Raw genomic sequence first — 16,438 nt, forward strand, 5'->3', positions numbered from 1 at the left:
ACGGCATCTTACGGACCGCCTGACCTAGGGCGTTGCCGTCAGCCCAGGTACGGCGAGGGCCGGTCCTCGGCGAGGGCCGGTCCTCAAGGAAGTGCCGAAGGCGCAAGCGCTGGGTGGGGTGCATCGGCAGCCCGTCGAGCGCGGCGCGAACGGGGTTCCTGGCCCGCCCGGGGCGCAGGGCGAGCGGGGCCCGGCCGGACCACAGGGTCCCGCCGGGGCGGACGGCCGGGACGGCGCAGACGGGAAGGACGGGCGGACGGGACGACGGAGCGTCCGGACGGGTACAGCTGGCAGACACCGGCCTACGACCCGGACGCGCTGGTGTGCCGCCGCGACGGGGCACCGTCGCCGGAGGAACCGGACCCCTCGGGCAGCAGCACACCCCGGTGGCGGCGGGCCTGGATCGGACGCAACGCCAGTACAGATGAGACGTGGCCCCCATCGCCCCTCGCGGGCGGTAGGGCCGTTTCGTCATGCGTCGACGCGGTCCAGCGCCTTGATGGCCCGGGTGATGAGCGCCCGGGCCTCGGCACCGTACACCGCCATGCTGCGCAACTCGGCGAATGCCCGCAGGTACTGATCGATCTCGGACTGCTGCTTGATCCGTACCTGTGCCGTCACCAGCTCGACGGACACCAACCTGTCGTCGTACACGTGGAACGTCTCGCGAGGCCACTGGCCGCGCTCCACAGTCGATGTCGGGATGACGCCCAACGAGACGCCTGGCAGCGCGCCGGCGGTGAGAAGGTGGCCGAGTTGCGCCGCCATCGCCGCGGCGTCGCCGATCTGGTAGTAGAGACTCGCTTCCTCGATGACGAACAGGAAGCGGCGCCCCTGCTCATAAAGGATCTTTGAGCGCTCGATGCGAGCGTGCGCCGCCTCCGGGCTGTCGTCGACTTCAAGGTCGTGTGAGCGCGCCGAGATGTGCAGGACGCCTGCTGCGTAACCGACCGTCTGCAGCAGGCCCGGCACCAGGGTCGCCGAGTACACGCGGAACAGGCTTGAGTCCGTGAACAGGCGCCGGCCGGTGGAGATCTGCAGTTCCTTCAGTCCCTGGCGGACGTGCTGTCGCCACTCCGTGTACATGGCCTCGGCGTCGATGGACTGCTCGACGAGTGTCTGCGCCTCCCCGTCAGCCCCGCATGCCGCACACCACCGACGGATGTCGTCGGGTGACGGCGGTGTCTGCGCCTTCTCCAAGCGGTATGTCTTCGGGTGTGACCAACCGCACCGTGAGGCCAGCTCAGTCCCTGACAGCCCCGCGTCGGCACGTAGCGCGCGCAGCCGTGCAGCAACGCGTTCGCGAGCTCTCTGCGCCGACGAGGATGGGGATGTAGGCATGGGATGGCCTTACGACTTCCGCTAGTTGATCACGTACTCGTCGTGGGGGACCGCGCGGTCCCACACAGCTTCGAAAGCCTCAGCGCACAGCTTCACCTCGGCAGGGTTCTCGGACACTTCAGCGCCCGCGAACAGGCCGGCACCAGTGAAGTGTGCCCACCGGATCAGGCATCCGTCGAAGAGCCAGAAGTCATTGCCCGGCAGGGCGATCCCCGAGGCGCGGCGGCGAGGTAGCCACCGCACGAGTTCGCCTGCAGCCACGTTGACGACGGTGCCGGCATGCTCGTAACGGATGTAGTCGCTGACGGGCTCGGACACGATACGAGCGCGGCGCACGGTCACACCGCGGGCCACGGTTCCCTTGATCAGGTCCGTCCATGCCTCCCACGCTTCGGACCGCGGGTCCGTGTCTCGCTGCCCAGTCTCCCGCCAGCGCGCGAAGTCGGCGGCTTCGTTCGTCACCCCGTAGGCGTCCCGCATTTCGAGGTGCACGGCGGAGTGCCGGGCGGCCCCGATCAGATCAGGAAACGGTGGCGCGCTCGATGGCATCGCACGCCTCCCTCAGCATCGTGGCCATCCGCGCGGGCACGCGGACGACGGCTTCGTTGTCCGGAATCCCCACGGCGTGCCCGGGGAGCGTGAATGCGGCCGCAGCCGCTTCCAGTTCCGGCGTCGGCTTCCACCCCTGAATGACGATCTCGCCTCGTTCTTCGTCCACCCAGACGGTTGGGCTCTCGCTCGTTCCGGTGTTGGGGTCGATGCCGATGAAACGTAGTTCCACGTCAGCCTCCGGATTCAGGATGTGCATGGATGAACACCAACATCAGCCCCTTGGGTTATCGGGTCAAGGGCTCGAACAGGCCAGTGAGCTGCGCAGTGTGAATTCGTGTACATCGGTGAACAACCCTGGAGCCCATCGCTCCTGCAGTCCTAGCGTCGAAGCACGCGGCAACGACCACCGCCCGACCGGGCGGCCAAGCCCTGCGGAGGCGCCATGCCCACTGTCCAGACACCCACTGCGGCTGAGCCCGACAGACTGCACCAGCTGCTCGCAGAAGCCTTCGCGTCCCCGCGGATTCGGCCCGCTCCGGAACGGCGCAGCCAGCTCGACATCGCACTCCGTGCGGAGATTCGTCGGCTCATCCCTCTCGTCCAAGCCCAGGCCGACCGGATCAACCGCGGCACCCGCGCCTGGTAGTCCCGGGACAGGACTCTCGCTGATGCGCGTGACGAGCTCACCCAGGGGCTCAGTCCGAGTTCACTCGCCGCCTGTCTCCGGCTGACCACGCTGGCCCGTGTTGCGCACACCCTCGACGAGTTCGCCGGCGAGGCATGAGCCTCGAGGGCGCACGCTTCTGCGCGCGATGTGATCAGCCGCTCCTGGACGGCGAGGGGTTCGACCGGATGCCCGTGTTCAGCGCGTCCGGGCCCGGCGCGATTGTCGAGCGGCACCGCGTGTGCCCGGTGACACCGCCGCCCAGGCAGACGGCGCCGGTGGGCGCGCCCACCGCGGCCCGCTTTCAGTAGCGGGCCGGCCGAGAGACTCCCGCCGCAGGCTCATCACGGATCCTCCGCGGCGAGTCAGGGCGGTCGCTCGGGGCCCTGCACCTCGGGCGGCCGCCGCAAGACTCCCGCCGTGGGATGGCGTTCCCGGAAGCGGTGGGGGCAGCAGCCTGCGCGTGGGCTGCGCCTGGCTCGGACCCCCGTGCCGAGTTGGAAGGAGGCGGCCCCTAGTTAAGTGGGGTCGCCTCGTGAGACTCCCGTACCTCCGAATGCCGGGTGCGGGCGAACAGGCGGCGGCGCGACGGTAGAGGGCGCGCGATGCGCAACAGCGTGTGAAGGGTTGGGTTCGCCTCACCGCTCTCGATCTCCTTGCCCGGGGGCGAGGCCTCCCCGCCTCGACACCCAAGGAAGTCGACGAGCGCACATCTGGCACGCGTGGGGAGTCGCGCCAGCCCTCGTCAGGGCCGAACTTAACCGTGATCTAGGGCGGTGCTCACTACGTCGAACGGTGATCTGGGTATCAAGATCGCCGGGCTATGTGGATTCTATGTGGCTTCTCAAGATCGAAGCGGCCCCCCGTTCGAGCGAACGGAGGGCCGCTTGTGTCGCTAACCAGCGACTTAGGTCTGTGCCCCCGGCAGGATTCGAACCTGCGACACCCGCTTTAGGAGAGCGGTGCTCTATCCCCTGAGCTACGGAGGCGGCGCTCTATGGAAATGTGCGGGGTTCTGCGGCTGGGCCGCGGCGTCCCGGGTCTTCCGGCGAGCTGTGTGGTGTGCCGCCTGTGGAGGCTGCGCGCCGCGGACAGTGTAGCGGGTGGGGGGTGCGTCCGGCCGAGGGTGTCGTCGTGGCCCCCCCGTTGGCCTCCCAACCGCAGCGGCAGCCGCAAAGGCAGCGTCGGGGCCGGGGGCCAGGACCCCGTGTGCGGCGGGACGCCATGGCGCCATCGGGACCCCGCGGCCGGTCAGGATCCGCCCCCTCGCCCGGCGCGCCGCCCGAGAGACCCCTGCCCCTACCCCGCCCCGCGCAAATACGTAAGAACCGCCAGCACCCGCCGGTTGACCGTGTCGTCGACGTTGAGGTCGAGTTTGGTGAGGATGGAGCCGAAGTGCTTGCTGACCGTTCCCTCGCTGACCACCAGCGCCGCGGCGACCGACGCGTTCGACCTGCCCTCCGCCATCAGCGCGAGCACCTCCTGCTCCCGCGCGGTGAGGCGGGTCAGTGGGTCGCGGCGGTGGCGGATCAGCTGGCGGACCACCTCGGGGTCGACGACGGTGCCGCCCCGCGCGACCCGGTGCACGCCGTCGATGAACTCCTCGACGTGGCCGATGCGTTCCTTGAGCAGGTAGCCCACGCCGGTGCCGTCGCAGGAGTCCAGGAGGTCCTCGGCGTAGGCGCGCTGGACGTACTGGCTGAGCACCAGGACCGGCAGGCCGGGCCGGTGGCGGCGCAGGGCGATGGCGGCACGCAGGCCCTCGTCGGAGAAGCCCGGCGGCATCCGTACGTCGGTCACCACGATGTCGGGTCCGTGCGCGGTGACGGCCTCGGTGAGCGCGTCCGCGGTGCCGACGGCGGCGACGACCCGGTGGCCGAAACGTTCCATGAGGCCGACGAGTCCCTCGCGGAGCAGAACGCTGTCCTCGGCCAGCACGATGCGCAGCATGCTCATCCTCAGTGAAGGGGGACCCGCAGGCGGAGCACGGTGGGGCCGCCGGGCGGACTGGACACTAGCAAACGGCCCTCCAGTACCGAGAGCCGATCCGCGACGCCCTGGAGGCCGGTTCCGGCACCGGTGTCCGCGCCCCCGGCACCGTCGTCCTCGACCTCCACGACCAGCCGCCCCCCGTCCACCCCGCCGCGTACCGTCGCCCGGCTCGCGCCGCTGTGCCTGGCGACGTTGGTGAGCGCCTCACCGACCGCGAAGTAGACGGCCGTCTCGACGGCCTCCGGGGGCCGGGCCGGCAGGTCGAGGTGGACGTCGACGGGGATCGCGGCCCGGTCCGCGAGGTCCTCGACGGCCGCCACCAGGCCCCGGTCCGTGAGGACTTGGGGATGGATGCCGCGGATCAGCTCCCTGATCTCGACGAGGGCGGCGTCCGCGTCGTCCTGCGCCTTGGCCAGCAGTGCGCCGAACGGCCCCGCCGGTGCGTCGAGCCGGGCCAGGCCCAGCGTCATCGACAGGACGACGAGCCGCTGTTGCGCCCCGTCGTGCAGATCGCGCTCGATACGGCGCCGCTCCGCCTCGAACGCGTCCACGATACGGAGCCGGGAGCGGCTCAACTCCCTTAGTCGCGTGCTCAGTTCGCTGGTCGGTGGCGCCAGCAGGAAGCGGGTCAGGGTGGCCCGGCCGGCGGCGAACGCGCCGAGCGGGTAGGCCAGGACGGGCAGCAGGAGCAGGCCGGCGGCGGCCGTGCCGAAGGCTCCGGGCCAGCCGTGCACCATCCACATCTTCAGGACCCGCGCCTCCTGCCCGTCGAACGCCAGCAGCACCGGCGTCGCGAGCAGCCCGCCGCACACGAGGAGGGCGGAGCCCACGACGAGCGCTTCGAGAGGCCACAGCAGGAAGCCGAAGAGCACCGCGTAGCCCAACTCGCGCCAGGTCGCACGCTCCCGCAGCCGGGTGCGCAGCCAGGCGGTGAGGCCGGTACGGTCCGGTTCGCGGTGCGGGTCGGCGAGCGGCTCGCTGTCGATGAGCCGCAGCCGGCGGCGTTCGAGCGCGGCCAGCGGCACCCCGGTGAGGACGAGGACCAGGAGCAGCGGCAGGCCGACGACCACGACGGCGAGCACGCCGCCCGCGACGGCGAGCAGCACCAGGGTGAGCAGGGTGGCCAGGCCGAGGGCGACGCTGCTGAGCAGGTACAGGACCGCGCGCCAGGGCCAGCCGCCGCGTAGGTAACGGCGCTGGTGGAGGCGGGTCCAGATCGTCGGGGTGTGCGCGGGCATGCGGCGCACGTTACGAGGCGTGCCCCGCCGGGACCACCCAGCTAGCTCCACCCTCAAGACTCCCTCCCGCTGTGATGTCCCCACCGGACGGACCCGGTGGAGTGGGGACCATGAATCAACCAGCCGTCCGGCTCCGCTCCGTGACCCGGTCCTACGGGACAGGCGAGAACGCGGTCACCGCCCTCGACCAGGTCAGCCTCGACATCCCGCGCGGGACCTTCACCGCTGTCATGGGGCCGTCGGGCTCCGGCAAGTCGACCCTGTTGCAGTGCACGGCGGGGCTCGACCGGCCGACCGGGGGGCAGGTCCTGCTTGGGGAGACCGACCTGACCCGGCTGAGCGAGCGCCGGCTGACGCTGCTGCGCCGGCAGCGCATCGGTTTCGTCTTTCAGGCGTTCAACCTGCTGCCCGCGCTGACCGCCGAGCAGAACGTGGGGCTGCCGCTGCGTCTCGCGGGGCGCCGGCCCCGGCGAGCCGAGGTGCTGCGGGTCCTGGCGGAGGTCGGCCTGCGCGAGCGCGCCGGGCACCGGCCCGGCGAGCTGTCCGGCGGCCAGCAGCAGCGCGTGGCCCTCGCCCGCGCCCTGGTCACCCAGCCCGAGGTGCTCTTCGGCGATGAGCCGACCGGCGCCCTGGACTCGGCCACGAGCCGCGAGGTGCTGACGCTGCTGCGGGCGATGGTCGACCGCGGCCAGACGGTGATCATGGTGACGCACGACCCGGTCGCCGCCTCCTGCGCGGACCAGGTGCTCTTCCTGGCCGACGGCAGGGTCCAGGGTGCGCTGGACGCGCCGACGGCGGAGCGCGTCGCCCACCGGATGACCGCCCTGGGCGCCGTCCCCGCGACGGCCGCGGCGGTGGCGTCGTGCTGAGTCTCGCGCTGCGCGGGATGCGCGCCCGCTGGGTCACGTTCGCCGGTTCGTTCGTCGCGCTCGCGCTCGGCGTCGCTCTGGTCGCCGCCACGGGCCTGGCGCTCGCGGCGACGTCCGACGCGCCGCAGCGGGGCACCGAACGGTTCGCCCGCGCGCGGGTCGTGGTGCAGGGCACGGACGAGCTGAAGGCCGACACCCCGAACGGGGTGCGCACCTCGGCCCTGACCGATCCCCGTGCGGTCCCCGCGGAGCTGGTGCGGAAGCTGGCCGGGGTGGGCGCCGTGGCAGCGGACCGTACGTTCCCGGTGGCGGTGGCGCAGGCCGGGCGGCGGCTGGGCGCGCGGTCCGCGCTCGTGGGCCACCCGTGGGCCGTGGCCGCGGCCACGCCGTACCGTCTGACCGCCGGGCGCGCGCCCGCCGCGCCCGGCGAGGTCGTCGTCACGGCCGGGCCCGGCGCGCGGGTGCGGGCCGGCGACCGGATCGAGGTGGTCACCCCCGAGGGCCCCGGTTCGCGCACGGTGGTCGGCACGGTGCCGGCGGCCGGGTTCGAGTCGGCGGTGTTCTTCACCGCCGCCGAGGCCGCGCGCCTCGCGCCCCGCGTCGACCGCGTCACGGTGGACGCCGACCCGGCCGCGGTCCGCGCCGTGCTCGGCACCGGCTCCGGCATGGCCGTGCTCACCGGCGCCGACCGGCGGCGCGCCGACCCCGACCCGGACCGCGACAAGGAGGCCCTGGTCTCCGTGAACGCCCTGCTCGGCACCGCGGCCGGCATCACCGCGTTCGTCTCGCTGTCCGTGGTCGCGTCGACGTTCACCTTCGCGGTGGCGCAGCGCAGGCGGGAGCTGGGGCTGCTGCGGATGGCGGGCGCGACGCCCGGTCAGGTGCGGCGCATGGTGTACGCCGAAGCACTGGTGGTCGGGGTCCTCGCGGCGGGCGCCGGGTGCGGGCTGGGCCGGTGGGCCGCGCCGCGGCTCGCCTCCTGGATGGCGGGACAGGGCATCGCCCCGGCCTGGTTCCGGATCGGCGCGCAGACCTGGCCGCTGCACGTCGCGTTCTGGACCGGCCTGGCGGTGGCGCTGTGCGGGGTCGCCGCGGCGTCCTTCCGCGCGGGCAGGACCGGTCCGACGGCGGCGCTGCGCGAGGCCGCGGTCGACAGCGCCGCCATGCCGTGGAGCCGCCGGCTGGTGGCCGCGGCCGTGCTGCTCACCGGGCTCGGGCTGCTGGTCCTCGCGCTGGTGGAGCACCCCGGCGACATGCTCAAGCGCAAGACGTACGTCACCCAGCCGATGCTGCTCATCGTGGGGGTGGCGCTGCTCGCGCCGGTCCTGGTGCGGCCGCTGACCCGGCTGCTGGCCTGGCTGCCCGCGCGGCTGCCCGGCGCCGTCGGGATGCTGGCGCGGGAGAGCGCGGCGGCCGGGGTGCGCCGGACGGCCGCGGTCGCCGCGCCGGTCGTCATCACCGTGGCCCTCGCCTGCTCCCTGCTGGGCACGACCGCCACCCTCGGCGAGGCCAAGGCCGCCGAGGCCCGCGCCCAGACGCGGGCCGACTACGTGGTCACGGCGGATGCGCCGGGCCGGGCGCTGCCCGCCGGGTTCGTCCGCGCGGCCCGCTCCGTCCCCGGGGTGACGGTCAGCACGTCCCGCTCGACCGGCGTGACCGTCCTGGAGGAGGGCACGGCCCTGGTCCGCTCCGCGGCCCGCGCGGTCGGCAGCGCCGCCGATCTGGCGAAGGTGTCCCATCTTCCCGTAGTGGCGGGCTCGTTGGCCGGCCTGGACGACGAGAGCATCGTCGTCAACGAGGAGTGGCTGACCACCCGCGTCGGGCAGCGGGTCCCCGTCCGGCTGGGCGACGGCCGCTCGGCCGACCTGCGGATCGCCGCGGTTCTCGCCGTCGGCACCGGCGACAACGGCGTCTATCTCAGTGCGCGCAACGCCGCGGGGGCGGGCGTCGACCGGGTCGACATCAAGGTCGGCGCCGGCGCGGACCGGGCCGCCGTCGGGCGGCGGCTGCGCGCGGCGGGTGAGGCGAACGGCCTTCAGGTGCTCGGCGTCCGGCAGTGGATCGACGCGCACCACCCGCGCACCGGCGGGTCCACCCGGCTCGGCCTGCTGATGATCCTGGCCATCGCCCTCCTCTACACCGGCATCGCGCTCGCCAACACGCTGGTCATGGCCACCGCCGACCGGGTCCGCGACCTCGCCGTGCTGCGGCTGGCGGGTGCGACCCGGGCCCAGGTGCTGCGGTTCGTCGCCGTCGAGTCGGTGCTGGTCGTGGTGGTCGGCGCGGTGCTCGGCGCCGCCGTCTCGGCGGTGAACCTGCTGGGCGTGCGCGCCGCCCTCGGCCGGCTCGGCGTGCGGTCCGCGCTCGTCGTGCCCTGGCAGGCGGCCGGTACGGTGCTCGCCGCCTCCGCACTGCTCGCGGTCCTCGCGGCCACCCTGCCCGCCGCGCTCGCTCTGCGCACCCGCCCGGCCGAGCTGGCGGGCCTACGCGAATGACGCCGGTCGCGAGCACCGCAGAGCGGCACAAGGTGTCCGCGGCGCGGGGCCCGGCGCGGGCGCCCACGCCCTGTCCGGCGTCTTGACGAGGGGTGGGCGCGGGGACGTAGCGTCCGGGGATGGAACCCATGGAGCCCCTGGAATCCCTGGAAGCGCTGCTGACCGCGCCGGGTGCGCCCTTCGCCGTGGTGCGGGGAGAGGACGGGCGGCTCCGCTACGCCGAAGGGCCGCGGACCCTGCGGGAGTTCGCCGAGACGACCTGGGCGTTCGGGCAGACCCCGTTCCTGATCACCGAGAGCGGGCGGATGACGTACGGGGAGTTCTTCGCCGCCGCCTGCGCGCTCGCCCGGCGCTTCCTGGCCTCCGAGGCGGAGGGCGGGTACGGGCTGCGGCCGGGGGACCGCGCCGTCATCGCCATGCGCAACCACCCCGAATGGCAAGTCGCCTTCTGGGCCGCCCAGTTGGCGGGCCTGGTGGCCGTGCCGCTCAACGCCTGGTGGACCGCGGAGGAGTGCGCGTACGCCCTCGACGACTGCCGCCCCGGCGTGCTGGTCGTCGACGGGGAGCGGTACGAGCGGATCGCCGCGTGGCGGGAGGACCAGGGGGAGAAGGCGCCCTGGGTCCTCGTCTGCCACGAGGGGGGGCGGGAGCCCGCGGGTCCGCGGATCGAGCGGTACGCGGAGCTGCCCGCCGCCGATCCGCTGCTCGGGCCGCCCGACGTCGAGGTGGCTCCGGACGCCGACGCCACCATCCTCTACACCTCCGGGACGACCGGCCGGCCCAGGGGCGCCGTCGCCACGCACCACGCGCACATGGGGGCGATCGCCAACCCCCGCTACTTCGCCGCGCTCTCGGCCCTGGCGCGCGGCCTGGTGCCCGGCCAGGGACCGGCCCCGGTCGGGCTGCTGACCTTCCCGTTCTTCCACGTGGCCGCGTTCACCGGCTTCTACGCGGCGATGGCCGCGGGCGGCACGCTCGTGGTGCTGCGCAAGTGGGACCCGGACACGGCGCTCGCGGCGATCCGCGAGCACGGCGTCGCCTCGTTCGGCGGCGTCCCGGCCACCGCGCTGCAACTCCTGGAGCGGGCCGCGGAGTCGGGGGACACGCTGCCGACGCTGACCATGTTCAGCACCGGGGGAGCGGCCGCGCCCCCGCACATGGTCGCCGGTCTCGCCGCCCGCCACGGTGAGCGCATCGAGCCCCGGAACGGGTACGGGCTCACCGAGACGCTCGGCGGTGTCACCGCCAACTTCGGTGCGCAGTACCGCCGGTGGCCCGGGAGCGTGGGCAAGCCCGCGCCCGCCGTGGAGGCGCGGATCGCCGGTCCGGGCGGCGAGCCGCTGCCCGACGGCGAGGTCGGCGAGCTGTGGCTGCGCGGGCAGTGCCTGATCCGCGGCTACTGGCGGGACCCGGCCGCGACCGAGGCGGCGTTCACCCCGGACGGCTGGTTCCGCACCGGGGACCTGGCCTGCCTGGACGAGGGGCGGATCAGCGTCGTCGACCGGATCAAGGACATGGTGATCCGGGGCGGCGAGAACGTGTACTGCGTCGAGGTCGAGGCGTGTCTGTACGGCCACCCGGACGTGCTGGAGGCGGCCGTCGTCGGGGTGCCGCACCCGGTGCTCGGCGAAGAGGTCGCCGCGGTGGTGCGCGCCCGGCCCGGCTCGGGCCTCGACGCGGCGGCCCTGCGGGAGTTCGCCGCGGCGTCACTTGCGGCCTTCAAGGTGCCCGCGCACGTGCTGGTGCAGGACGCGGAGCTGCCCCGCAACGCCACGGGGAAGGTGCTCAAGCGCGAGGTGCGCGGCCGGTTCGGGCCGGGCGTTCGGCAACCGTCCGCCCCTGGCCCGGATGCTCCCGGGACCGCTTCTAGCGCCGGGTGACGTAGACCCGGTAGTTGCCGTCGGCGTCCACCCCCGCCACCGAGATCCGCACCCCCGCCTTGCGGTCCCGGAACACCTGGCCCGCCCGGTACGTCGCGTCGGACAGCTCCGCGTGGACGTTCGGGCGGCGGGTGCAGCCGCCGCTGTCGGGGGTGGCGTCCTTCACGGTGACGGGGCCGCGCCCGGTGTCCACGTCCGCGTCGACCTTGTAGATCAGCACGCCGGGACGGCACACCGCCTCGTCGTTGCCCTCCTGCGTGCGGACCTCGGCCGCGTACCCCGTCGTCGCGGTCAGCGGGACGAAGACCATCTTCGGGCCGGAGCCGCCGTCGTCGCGGGAGAGCGGGGCCAGCAATTGCTCCGTGGTGCCGGAGCGCGCGGCGCAGGCGATCCGGGAGTCGTCGAGCCAGCCGAGCTTCCACTTGTGCCAGCCGAGCAGGTCGTTCCCGGCGCCCCAGTCCTCGCTCATGATGTCCCAGTGCCCGACGGCGCCGCCGCCGTCGGGGGTGTAGAGGTCGGGCAGCCCGAAGACGTGGCCGTTCTCGTGCGGCAGGACGCGGTAGCCGGTCTCGGCGTACGAACCGGAGCCGTCGTCCTGGCGGGAGTAGACGAAGGACGCGTTCGCCAGCGGGACCCCGTCGGCGACGGGCGCCTCCCGGTTGCCGGCGAACGTCACCGACAGGACGGTGTCCAGCGCTGAGGGGCCCGCGTTCGGGGTGACCAGGATGTTCGCCAGGTCGTAGCGGCGGAAGTCCACGTCCGGGTCGGCGGCGGCCACGATGTCGTCGACCAGTTCGCGGTAGCCGGGTTCGAAGGGGGCACCGCGGTCTATGCCGTAGTCGGAGAAGGCCTTGGGCATCCGCAGCCAGTGGGTGACCGGTGCCTCGGGGAGGTAGGTGAGGCGGCCGTAGGAGCCGGTGCGGAACCAGCTCTGCGTCTTGGGGAAGAACTCCTTGAAGCGGTCGCTCGCGCGGCCCTCGCCGTGCGCGTCCGGGAAGTCGATCATCAGGGTGAGGGCGTGGACGGTGCCGGTGGAGTGGGCGTAGCCCGCGCCCGTGGGCACGCCTTCCGACATCTGGACGCCCATCGCGCCGCTGATCATGCAGGGGGCGAGCGAGGCCGCCCGGGCCGGGGCGACCGGGCCCGCCGCGGTCGGGGAGTCGTCGAGCAGCCGGCCGGTGCTGGCGCTCATGGTCAGGGCGAGGGCCACCGCGGTCGCCCCGGCGAGTGTCGCGCCGCGTCGGCGCCCGCGTATCCGCCGCTCGCGCATCCGAACCGCCCTCACCCTCGGGTCCCTTTCGCTCACCCTGTGTCGAGGGCGGACGGGTCGCGCGCTGGGTGCGCCGGTCGGGTGGTTCTGCGCGGCGTGAGGTGTGAGTCAGGTCACAGGCATGCCGGGAAATAACCGGGGAGCCTCTCCCCGTTTAGCCCTGTGTCCGCACGAAGCGGGGACTCGCTCCCCGGTTCCGGCGGAGCAGACCCGACCGACGCGCCCCACGACCGAGGGCCGAGCGAACCGAAGGAGACAGCCGTGGCCACCACCGCCCCCACCGAGCCGCAGCGCCGCACCCCGCGCCCGCGGGCCGACGCCGTGCGCAACCGGGAGCGGATCGTCGCCGCCGCGCGGGAGCTGCTCGTGGAGTACGGGACCGACCTCCCGCTCGACGAGACCGCCCGCCGCGCCGGTGTCGGCAACGCCACGCTGTACCGGAACTTCCGGGACCGCGGCGAGCTCATGCACCACGTGGTCCTCTCGGTCACCGGCCGCATCACCGACCATGCCGAGCAGGCCCTCGCCGCCGGGGAAGCCGGCGAGAGCGGTGCCTTCGAGGCGCTGCGCACCTTCGTGCACGCCGCCGCGGACGAGCGCATCGGCGCGCTCTGCCCGACGCTGCAGACCACCTTCGACAAGGACCATCCGGATGTGCTCGCCGCCCTCGACCGGCTGACCGCCGGCATCGAGGCGCTGATGGGACGCGCCCGCGCCGCCGGCGAGCTGCGCGCCGACGTCGGCGTCGGCGATCTGATGGTCGCCCTCTCCCAGCTCACCCGGCCGCTGCCCGGCACGGCCTGCCTGGAGTTCGACCGCTTCGTCCACCGCCATCTCCAGCTGTTCCTGGACGGTCTGATGGCGCCCGCCCGCTCGGAGCTTCCGGGCGCGGCCGCGACCCTGGAGGACCTCCGCAAGGACTGACCCTCCGCGGCCGGCCCCCGGAAGCGACGCCCTCGCCCGCCCCCGCTCCGTTCCGTACCGAACCGATTTCTCAGCCTTAACCGCGATATTCACGGCGCTTCACTTACGCCGGTCACGCTACTTACGTCATTCACGACTTGGAGTCCCGCTGTGGGTACCCCCTTGCCGAAATCGGCACCTCTCGAAGGCGACGCGCGCCGCTGGAAGGCGCTCGTCTTCATCGCACTCGCCCAGCTGATGGTGGTCCTCGACGCCACCATCGTGAACATCGCCCTGCCCTCCGCCCAGACCGACCTCGGCATATCCGACGCCAACCGGCAGTGGGTCATCACCGCCTACGCGCTCGCCTTCGGCGGTCTGCTGCTGTTCGGAGGGCGCATCGCGGACCTGTGGGGCCGCAAGCAGACCTTCGTCACCGGCCTCATCGGCTTCGCGCTCGCCTCGGCGATCGGCGGCGCCGCGCAGAACGAGGCGATGATGCTCGGCGCCCGCGCCCTGCAGGGCCTCTTCGGCGCGCTGCTCGCGCCCGCCGCCCTCTCCCTGCTGGCCGTCATGTTCACGGACGCCAAGGAGCGCGCGAAGGCGTTCGGCATCTACGGCGCGATCGCCGGTGGCGGCGGCGCCGTCGGCCTCATCCTCGGCGGTTTCCTCACCGAGTACCTGAACTGGCGCTGGACCTTCTTCGTCAACATCCCGTTCGCGGCCGTCGCCGCCCTCGGCGCCGTCCTCGTCATCCGGGAGCCGGCCGGCGGCCGCAACCGCTCGCCGCTCGACATCCCGGGCGTCGTCCTGTCGACGCTGGGCCTCGTCTCCCTCGTCTACGGCTTCACGCGCGCCGAGTCCAACGGCTGGTCCGACGCGACCACCTACGGCCTGTTCATCGCCGCCGCCGTGCTGCTGCTCGCCTTCGTCGCCGTCGAGGCCCGGGTCAAGCACCCGCTGCTGCCGCTGCGCGTCGTCACCGACCGCAACCGCGGCGGTGTCTACGCCTCGCTCGGCCTCGCCGTGATCGCGATGTTCGGCCTCTTCCTCTTCCTGACCTACTACCTCCAGGTCGTGCAGGGCTTCTCGCCGGTCAAGACCGGCTTCGCCTTCCTGCCGATGATCGCGGGCATGATCACGGGCTCCACCCAGATCGGCGCCCGCCTGATGACCCGCGTCAGCCCCCGCCTGCTGATGGGCCCGGGCTTCCTGCTCGCGGCGCTCGGCATGCTGATCCTCACGCAGCTGTCGGTGGACTCCTCCTACGCCGGCCTGATCCTGCCGGGCCAGCTGCTGCTCGGCCTCGGCATGGGTACGGCGTTCATGCCCGCCATGTCGCTCGCCACGATCGGTGTCGAGGCGCGGGACGCCGGAGTCGCCTCCGCGATGGTCAACACCTCGCAGCAGGTCGGCGGCGCCATCGGCACGGCCCTGCTGAACACGATCGCGGCCTCGGCCACCACCGCGTACCTCGCGGACCACGCGGCCGGTGCCCGCAACGCCCAGCTCCTCCAGGCCCAGGCCCAGGTCAGCGGCTACACCCACGCCATCTGGTGGGCGGTCGGCATCCTGACCGTCTCGGCGGCGATCGCCTTCACGCTCATCAACACCCGGGCCCCGGGCTCCGGCACCGTCACGGCCTCCGGTGACACGGAGGGCGTCGAGGACGAGTTCCGTATCCCGGTGGTCGCGCACTGACCGGCGAGACCCGGGGCGAACCGGCTCCTACCTGAGCCAGGGGAGGTCCGCCCCGGCCTCCTTCGGCTGAAGTCCCTCGGCGACGATCTTCATGATCTCGCCGAGGGACTTCTGCTGTTCGGGGCTGAGCCGGTCGAAGACGGCCTGCCGGACCGCGGCGACGTGGCCGGGGGCGGTCTCCCGCAACACACCCAGGCCGGCGTCGGTCAGGACCGCGAACTGACCCCGCTTGTCCGAGGGGCAGTCCTCGCGCCGCACCCACCCGTTCTTCTCCAGGCGCGCGATCGCGTGGCTGAGCCGGGAGCGGGTGATCTTCGCGCTCATCGCCAGCTCGGTCATCCGCAGCCGCCGCCGGGGCGCCTCGCTGAGCTGGACGAGCAGCCCGAAGTAGATGTGCGGCATCTTCGCGTCCCGCTGCAACTGCCGGTCGAGGTGGTCCTCCAGCAGTGTGGTGGCGTGGAGATAGGCACGCCAGACGTGCTGCTCGTCCGTGCTCAGCCACCGGGTGGCGTCCCGGCCGTCCGCGGGCCCGCGCTCGTCGTCATCCATGGGCTCCATCGATTCCCTCGGCTCCATCGAGGCCATCGTAAGGGCCCCTCCTTGAACATTAAACAAAGGCGGGTTACTTTGTCGGGAGCCAGAGCTTGAAAGTTCAAGGAGGCCCGTCGTGTCCACCGCACCCGCGCCCGAGCGCATGCCCGCGCTCTACCTCAGCCACGGCGCCCCGCCGCTCGCCGACGACGCCCTGTGGCCGGGGCAGCTCGCCGCCTGGTCGGCCGGCCTGCCCCGCCCCAAGGCCATCCTGATGGTCTCCGCGCACTGGGAGGAAGCCCCGCTCGCCCTCGGCGCCACCGAGACAGTCCCCCTGGTCTACGACTTCTGGGGCTTCCCCGAGCACTACTACCAGGTGCGGTACGCGGCCCCGGGCGCCCCGGAACTCGCCGACGCGGTACGCAAATTGCTGCGCGGCCCGGGGCTGCCGGTGCAGGACGTGCCGGACCGGGGGCTCGACCACGGCGCGTACGTCCCGCTGGTGGAGATGTACCCGGACGCCGACATCCCGGTCCTCCAGGTCTCCATGCCGACGCTCGACCCGCAGCGGCTGATGGACATCGGGCGGCGGCTCGCCCCGCTGCGGGACGAGGGCGTGCTCATCGTCGGCTCCGGGTTCTTCACGCACAACCTCGCGGCGCTGCGGCAGGGCGGGGTCCCGGCGTGGTCGGCCGAGTTCGACGCGTGGGGGCGGGAGGCGCTGGAGGCGGGGGATGTGGACGGGCTCCTGGACTTCGCCCACAAGTCCCCGGCCGGCGCCCTGGCCCATCCCCGCACCGAGCACTTCGCCCCGCTCTTCGTGGCGCTGGGGGCGAGTGCTGGGGGCGAGGAGGTGCGGCGCTCGGTGATCGACGGGTTCTGGATGGGGCTGGCGAAACGGTCCATCCAGTTCGGGTAGGTGCGCCCTCAGGCAGGGGGCGCTGCGGGAGGGGCATGGCGTTTTCGGCCGCGGGGCCTTGGGGGCTGGTCGCGCAGTCCCCG

The 16,438-nt window shown here is 73.1% G+C and carries 13 protein-coding genes and 1 tRNA gene; 6 read left to right on the forward strand and 8 right to left on the reverse strand.

Annotated features, from left to right (window positions below; translation table 11 throughout):
- Positions 1–471: 471 nt before the first annotated feature.
- The 6 genes from ABZY33_RS13945 to ABZY33_RS13970 form a co-directional block, all read right to left on the reverse strand.
- A complete protein-coding gene (locus ABZY33_RS13945) occupies positions 472–1,341 on the reverse strand; it encodes a helix-turn-helix transcriptional regulator (RefSeq protein WP_356491773.1) in 870 nt (289 codons plus the stop codon).
- 21 nt (positions 1,342–1,362) lie between these two features.
- Positions 1,363–1,890, reverse strand: coding sequence for a DUF6879 family protein (locus ABZY33_RS13950; protein ID WP_356491774.1), 528 nt, complete (start codon positions 1,888–1,890; stop codon positions 1,363–1,365).
- Positions 1,862–2,122, reverse strand: a complete 261-nt coding sequence (locus ABZY33_RS13955) for a hypothetical protein (protein ID WP_356491809.1) — start codon at positions 2,120–2,122, stop codon at positions 1,862–1,864. Before ABZY33_RS13955 ends, ABZY33_RS13950 begins: the two co-directional genes overlap by 29 nt.
- 1,351 nt (positions 2,123–3,473) lie before the next feature.
- A tRNA-Arg gene (locus tag ABZY33_RS13960) sits at positions 3,474–3,546 on the reverse strand.
- Positions 3,547–3,856: 310 nt separating this feature from the next.
- The gene (locus ABZY33_RS13965) at positions 3,857–4,507 is read right to left on the reverse strand and encodes a response regulator transcription factor (protein WP_356491775.1); all 651 of its coding nucleotides are present in this window, start codon (positions 4,505–4,507) and stop codon (positions 3,857–3,859) included.
- An 8-nt stretch (positions 4,508–4,515) separates the two neighbouring features.
- Positions 4,516–5,787 carry a sensor domain-containing protein gene (locus ABZY33_RS13970; RefSeq protein WP_356491776.1) on the reverse strand — a complete coding sequence of 424 codons (1,272 nt, stop codon included), beginning with the start codon at positions 5,785–5,787 and terminating at the stop codon, positions 4,516–4,518.
- A 110-nt stretch (positions 5,788–5,897) separates the two neighbouring features.
- On the opposite strand from ABZY33_RS13970, the gene ABZY33_RS13975 reads away from it, so the two are divergent.
- From ABZY33_RS13975 to ABZY33_RS13985, 3 genes are all read left to right on the forward strand, one after another.
- Entirely contained in the window at positions 5,898–6,656 is a 759-nt protein-coding gene (locus tag ABZY33_RS13975; RefSeq protein ID WP_356491777.1) for an ABC transporter ATP-binding protein, read from the forward strand.
- On the forward strand, positions 6,650–9,151 hold the full coding sequence (locus ABZY33_RS13980; protein ID WP_356491778.1) for an ABC transporter permease: 2,502 nt from the start codon (positions 6,650–6,652) through the stop codon (positions 9,149–9,151). The genes ABZY33_RS13975 and ABZY33_RS13980 overlap by 7 nt, the downstream gene beginning before the upstream one ends.
- Positions 9,152–9,270: 119 nt before the next feature.
- Positions 9,271–11,031, forward strand: a complete 1,761-nt coding sequence (locus tag ABZY33_RS13985; protein WP_356491779.1) for a class I adenylate-forming enzyme family protein — start codon at positions 9,271–9,273, stop codon at positions 11,029–11,031.
- Here the strand turns inward: ABZY33_RS13985 and ABZY33_RS13990 are convergent.
- Positions 11,018–12,301 (reverse strand): M6 family metalloprotease domain-containing protein, encoded by a 1,284-nt coding sequence (locus ABZY33_RS13990; RefSeq protein ID WP_356491780.1) that lies wholly within the window; start codon positions 12,299–12,301, stop codon positions 11,018–11,020. The two genes, ABZY33_RS13985 and ABZY33_RS13990, sit on opposite strands and share 14 nt — an antisense overlap.
- A 261-nt stretch (positions 12,302–12,562) precedes the next feature.
- On the opposite strand from ABZY33_RS13990, the gene ABZY33_RS13995 reads away from it, so the two are divergent.
- On the forward strand, positions 12,563–13,225 hold the full coding sequence (locus ABZY33_RS13995; protein WP_356491781.1) for a TetR/AcrR family transcriptional regulator: 663 nt from the start codon (positions 12,563–12,565) through the stop codon (positions 13,223–13,225).
- 150 nt (positions 13,226–13,375) lie between these two features.
- Positions 13,376–14,905, forward strand: coding sequence for an MFS transporter (locus ABZY33_RS14000; RefSeq protein WP_356491782.1), 1,530 nt, complete (start codon positions 13,376–13,378; stop codon positions 14,903–14,905).
- 27 nt (positions 14,906–14,932) lie between these two features.
- Here the strand turns inward: ABZY33_RS14000 and ABZY33_RS14005 are convergent, their stop codons facing one another.
- Positions 14,933–15,454 (reverse strand): MarR family transcriptional regulator, encoded by a 522-nt coding sequence (locus tag ABZY33_RS14005; RefSeq protein ID WP_356491810.1) that lies wholly within the window; start codon positions 15,452–15,454, stop codon positions 14,933–14,935.
- Between the two features lie 145 nt (positions 15,455–15,599).
- Here ABZY33_RS14005 and ABZY33_RS14010 point away from each other — a divergent pair, with 145 nt between their 5' ends.
- Positions 15,600–16,355 (forward strand): class III extradiol ring-cleavage dioxygenase, encoded by a 756-nt coding sequence (locus ABZY33_RS14010; protein ID WP_356491811.1) that lies wholly within the window; start codon positions 15,600–15,602, stop codon positions 16,353–16,355.
- Positions 16,356–16,438 lie beyond the last annotated feature (83 nt).

It is taken from the genome of Streptomyces sp. NPDC006552 (assembly GCF_040611655.1).
In the GTDB taxonomy this organism is placed as follows: domain Bacteria; phylum Actinomycetota; class Actinomycetes; order Streptomycetales; family Streptomycetaceae; genus Streptomyces.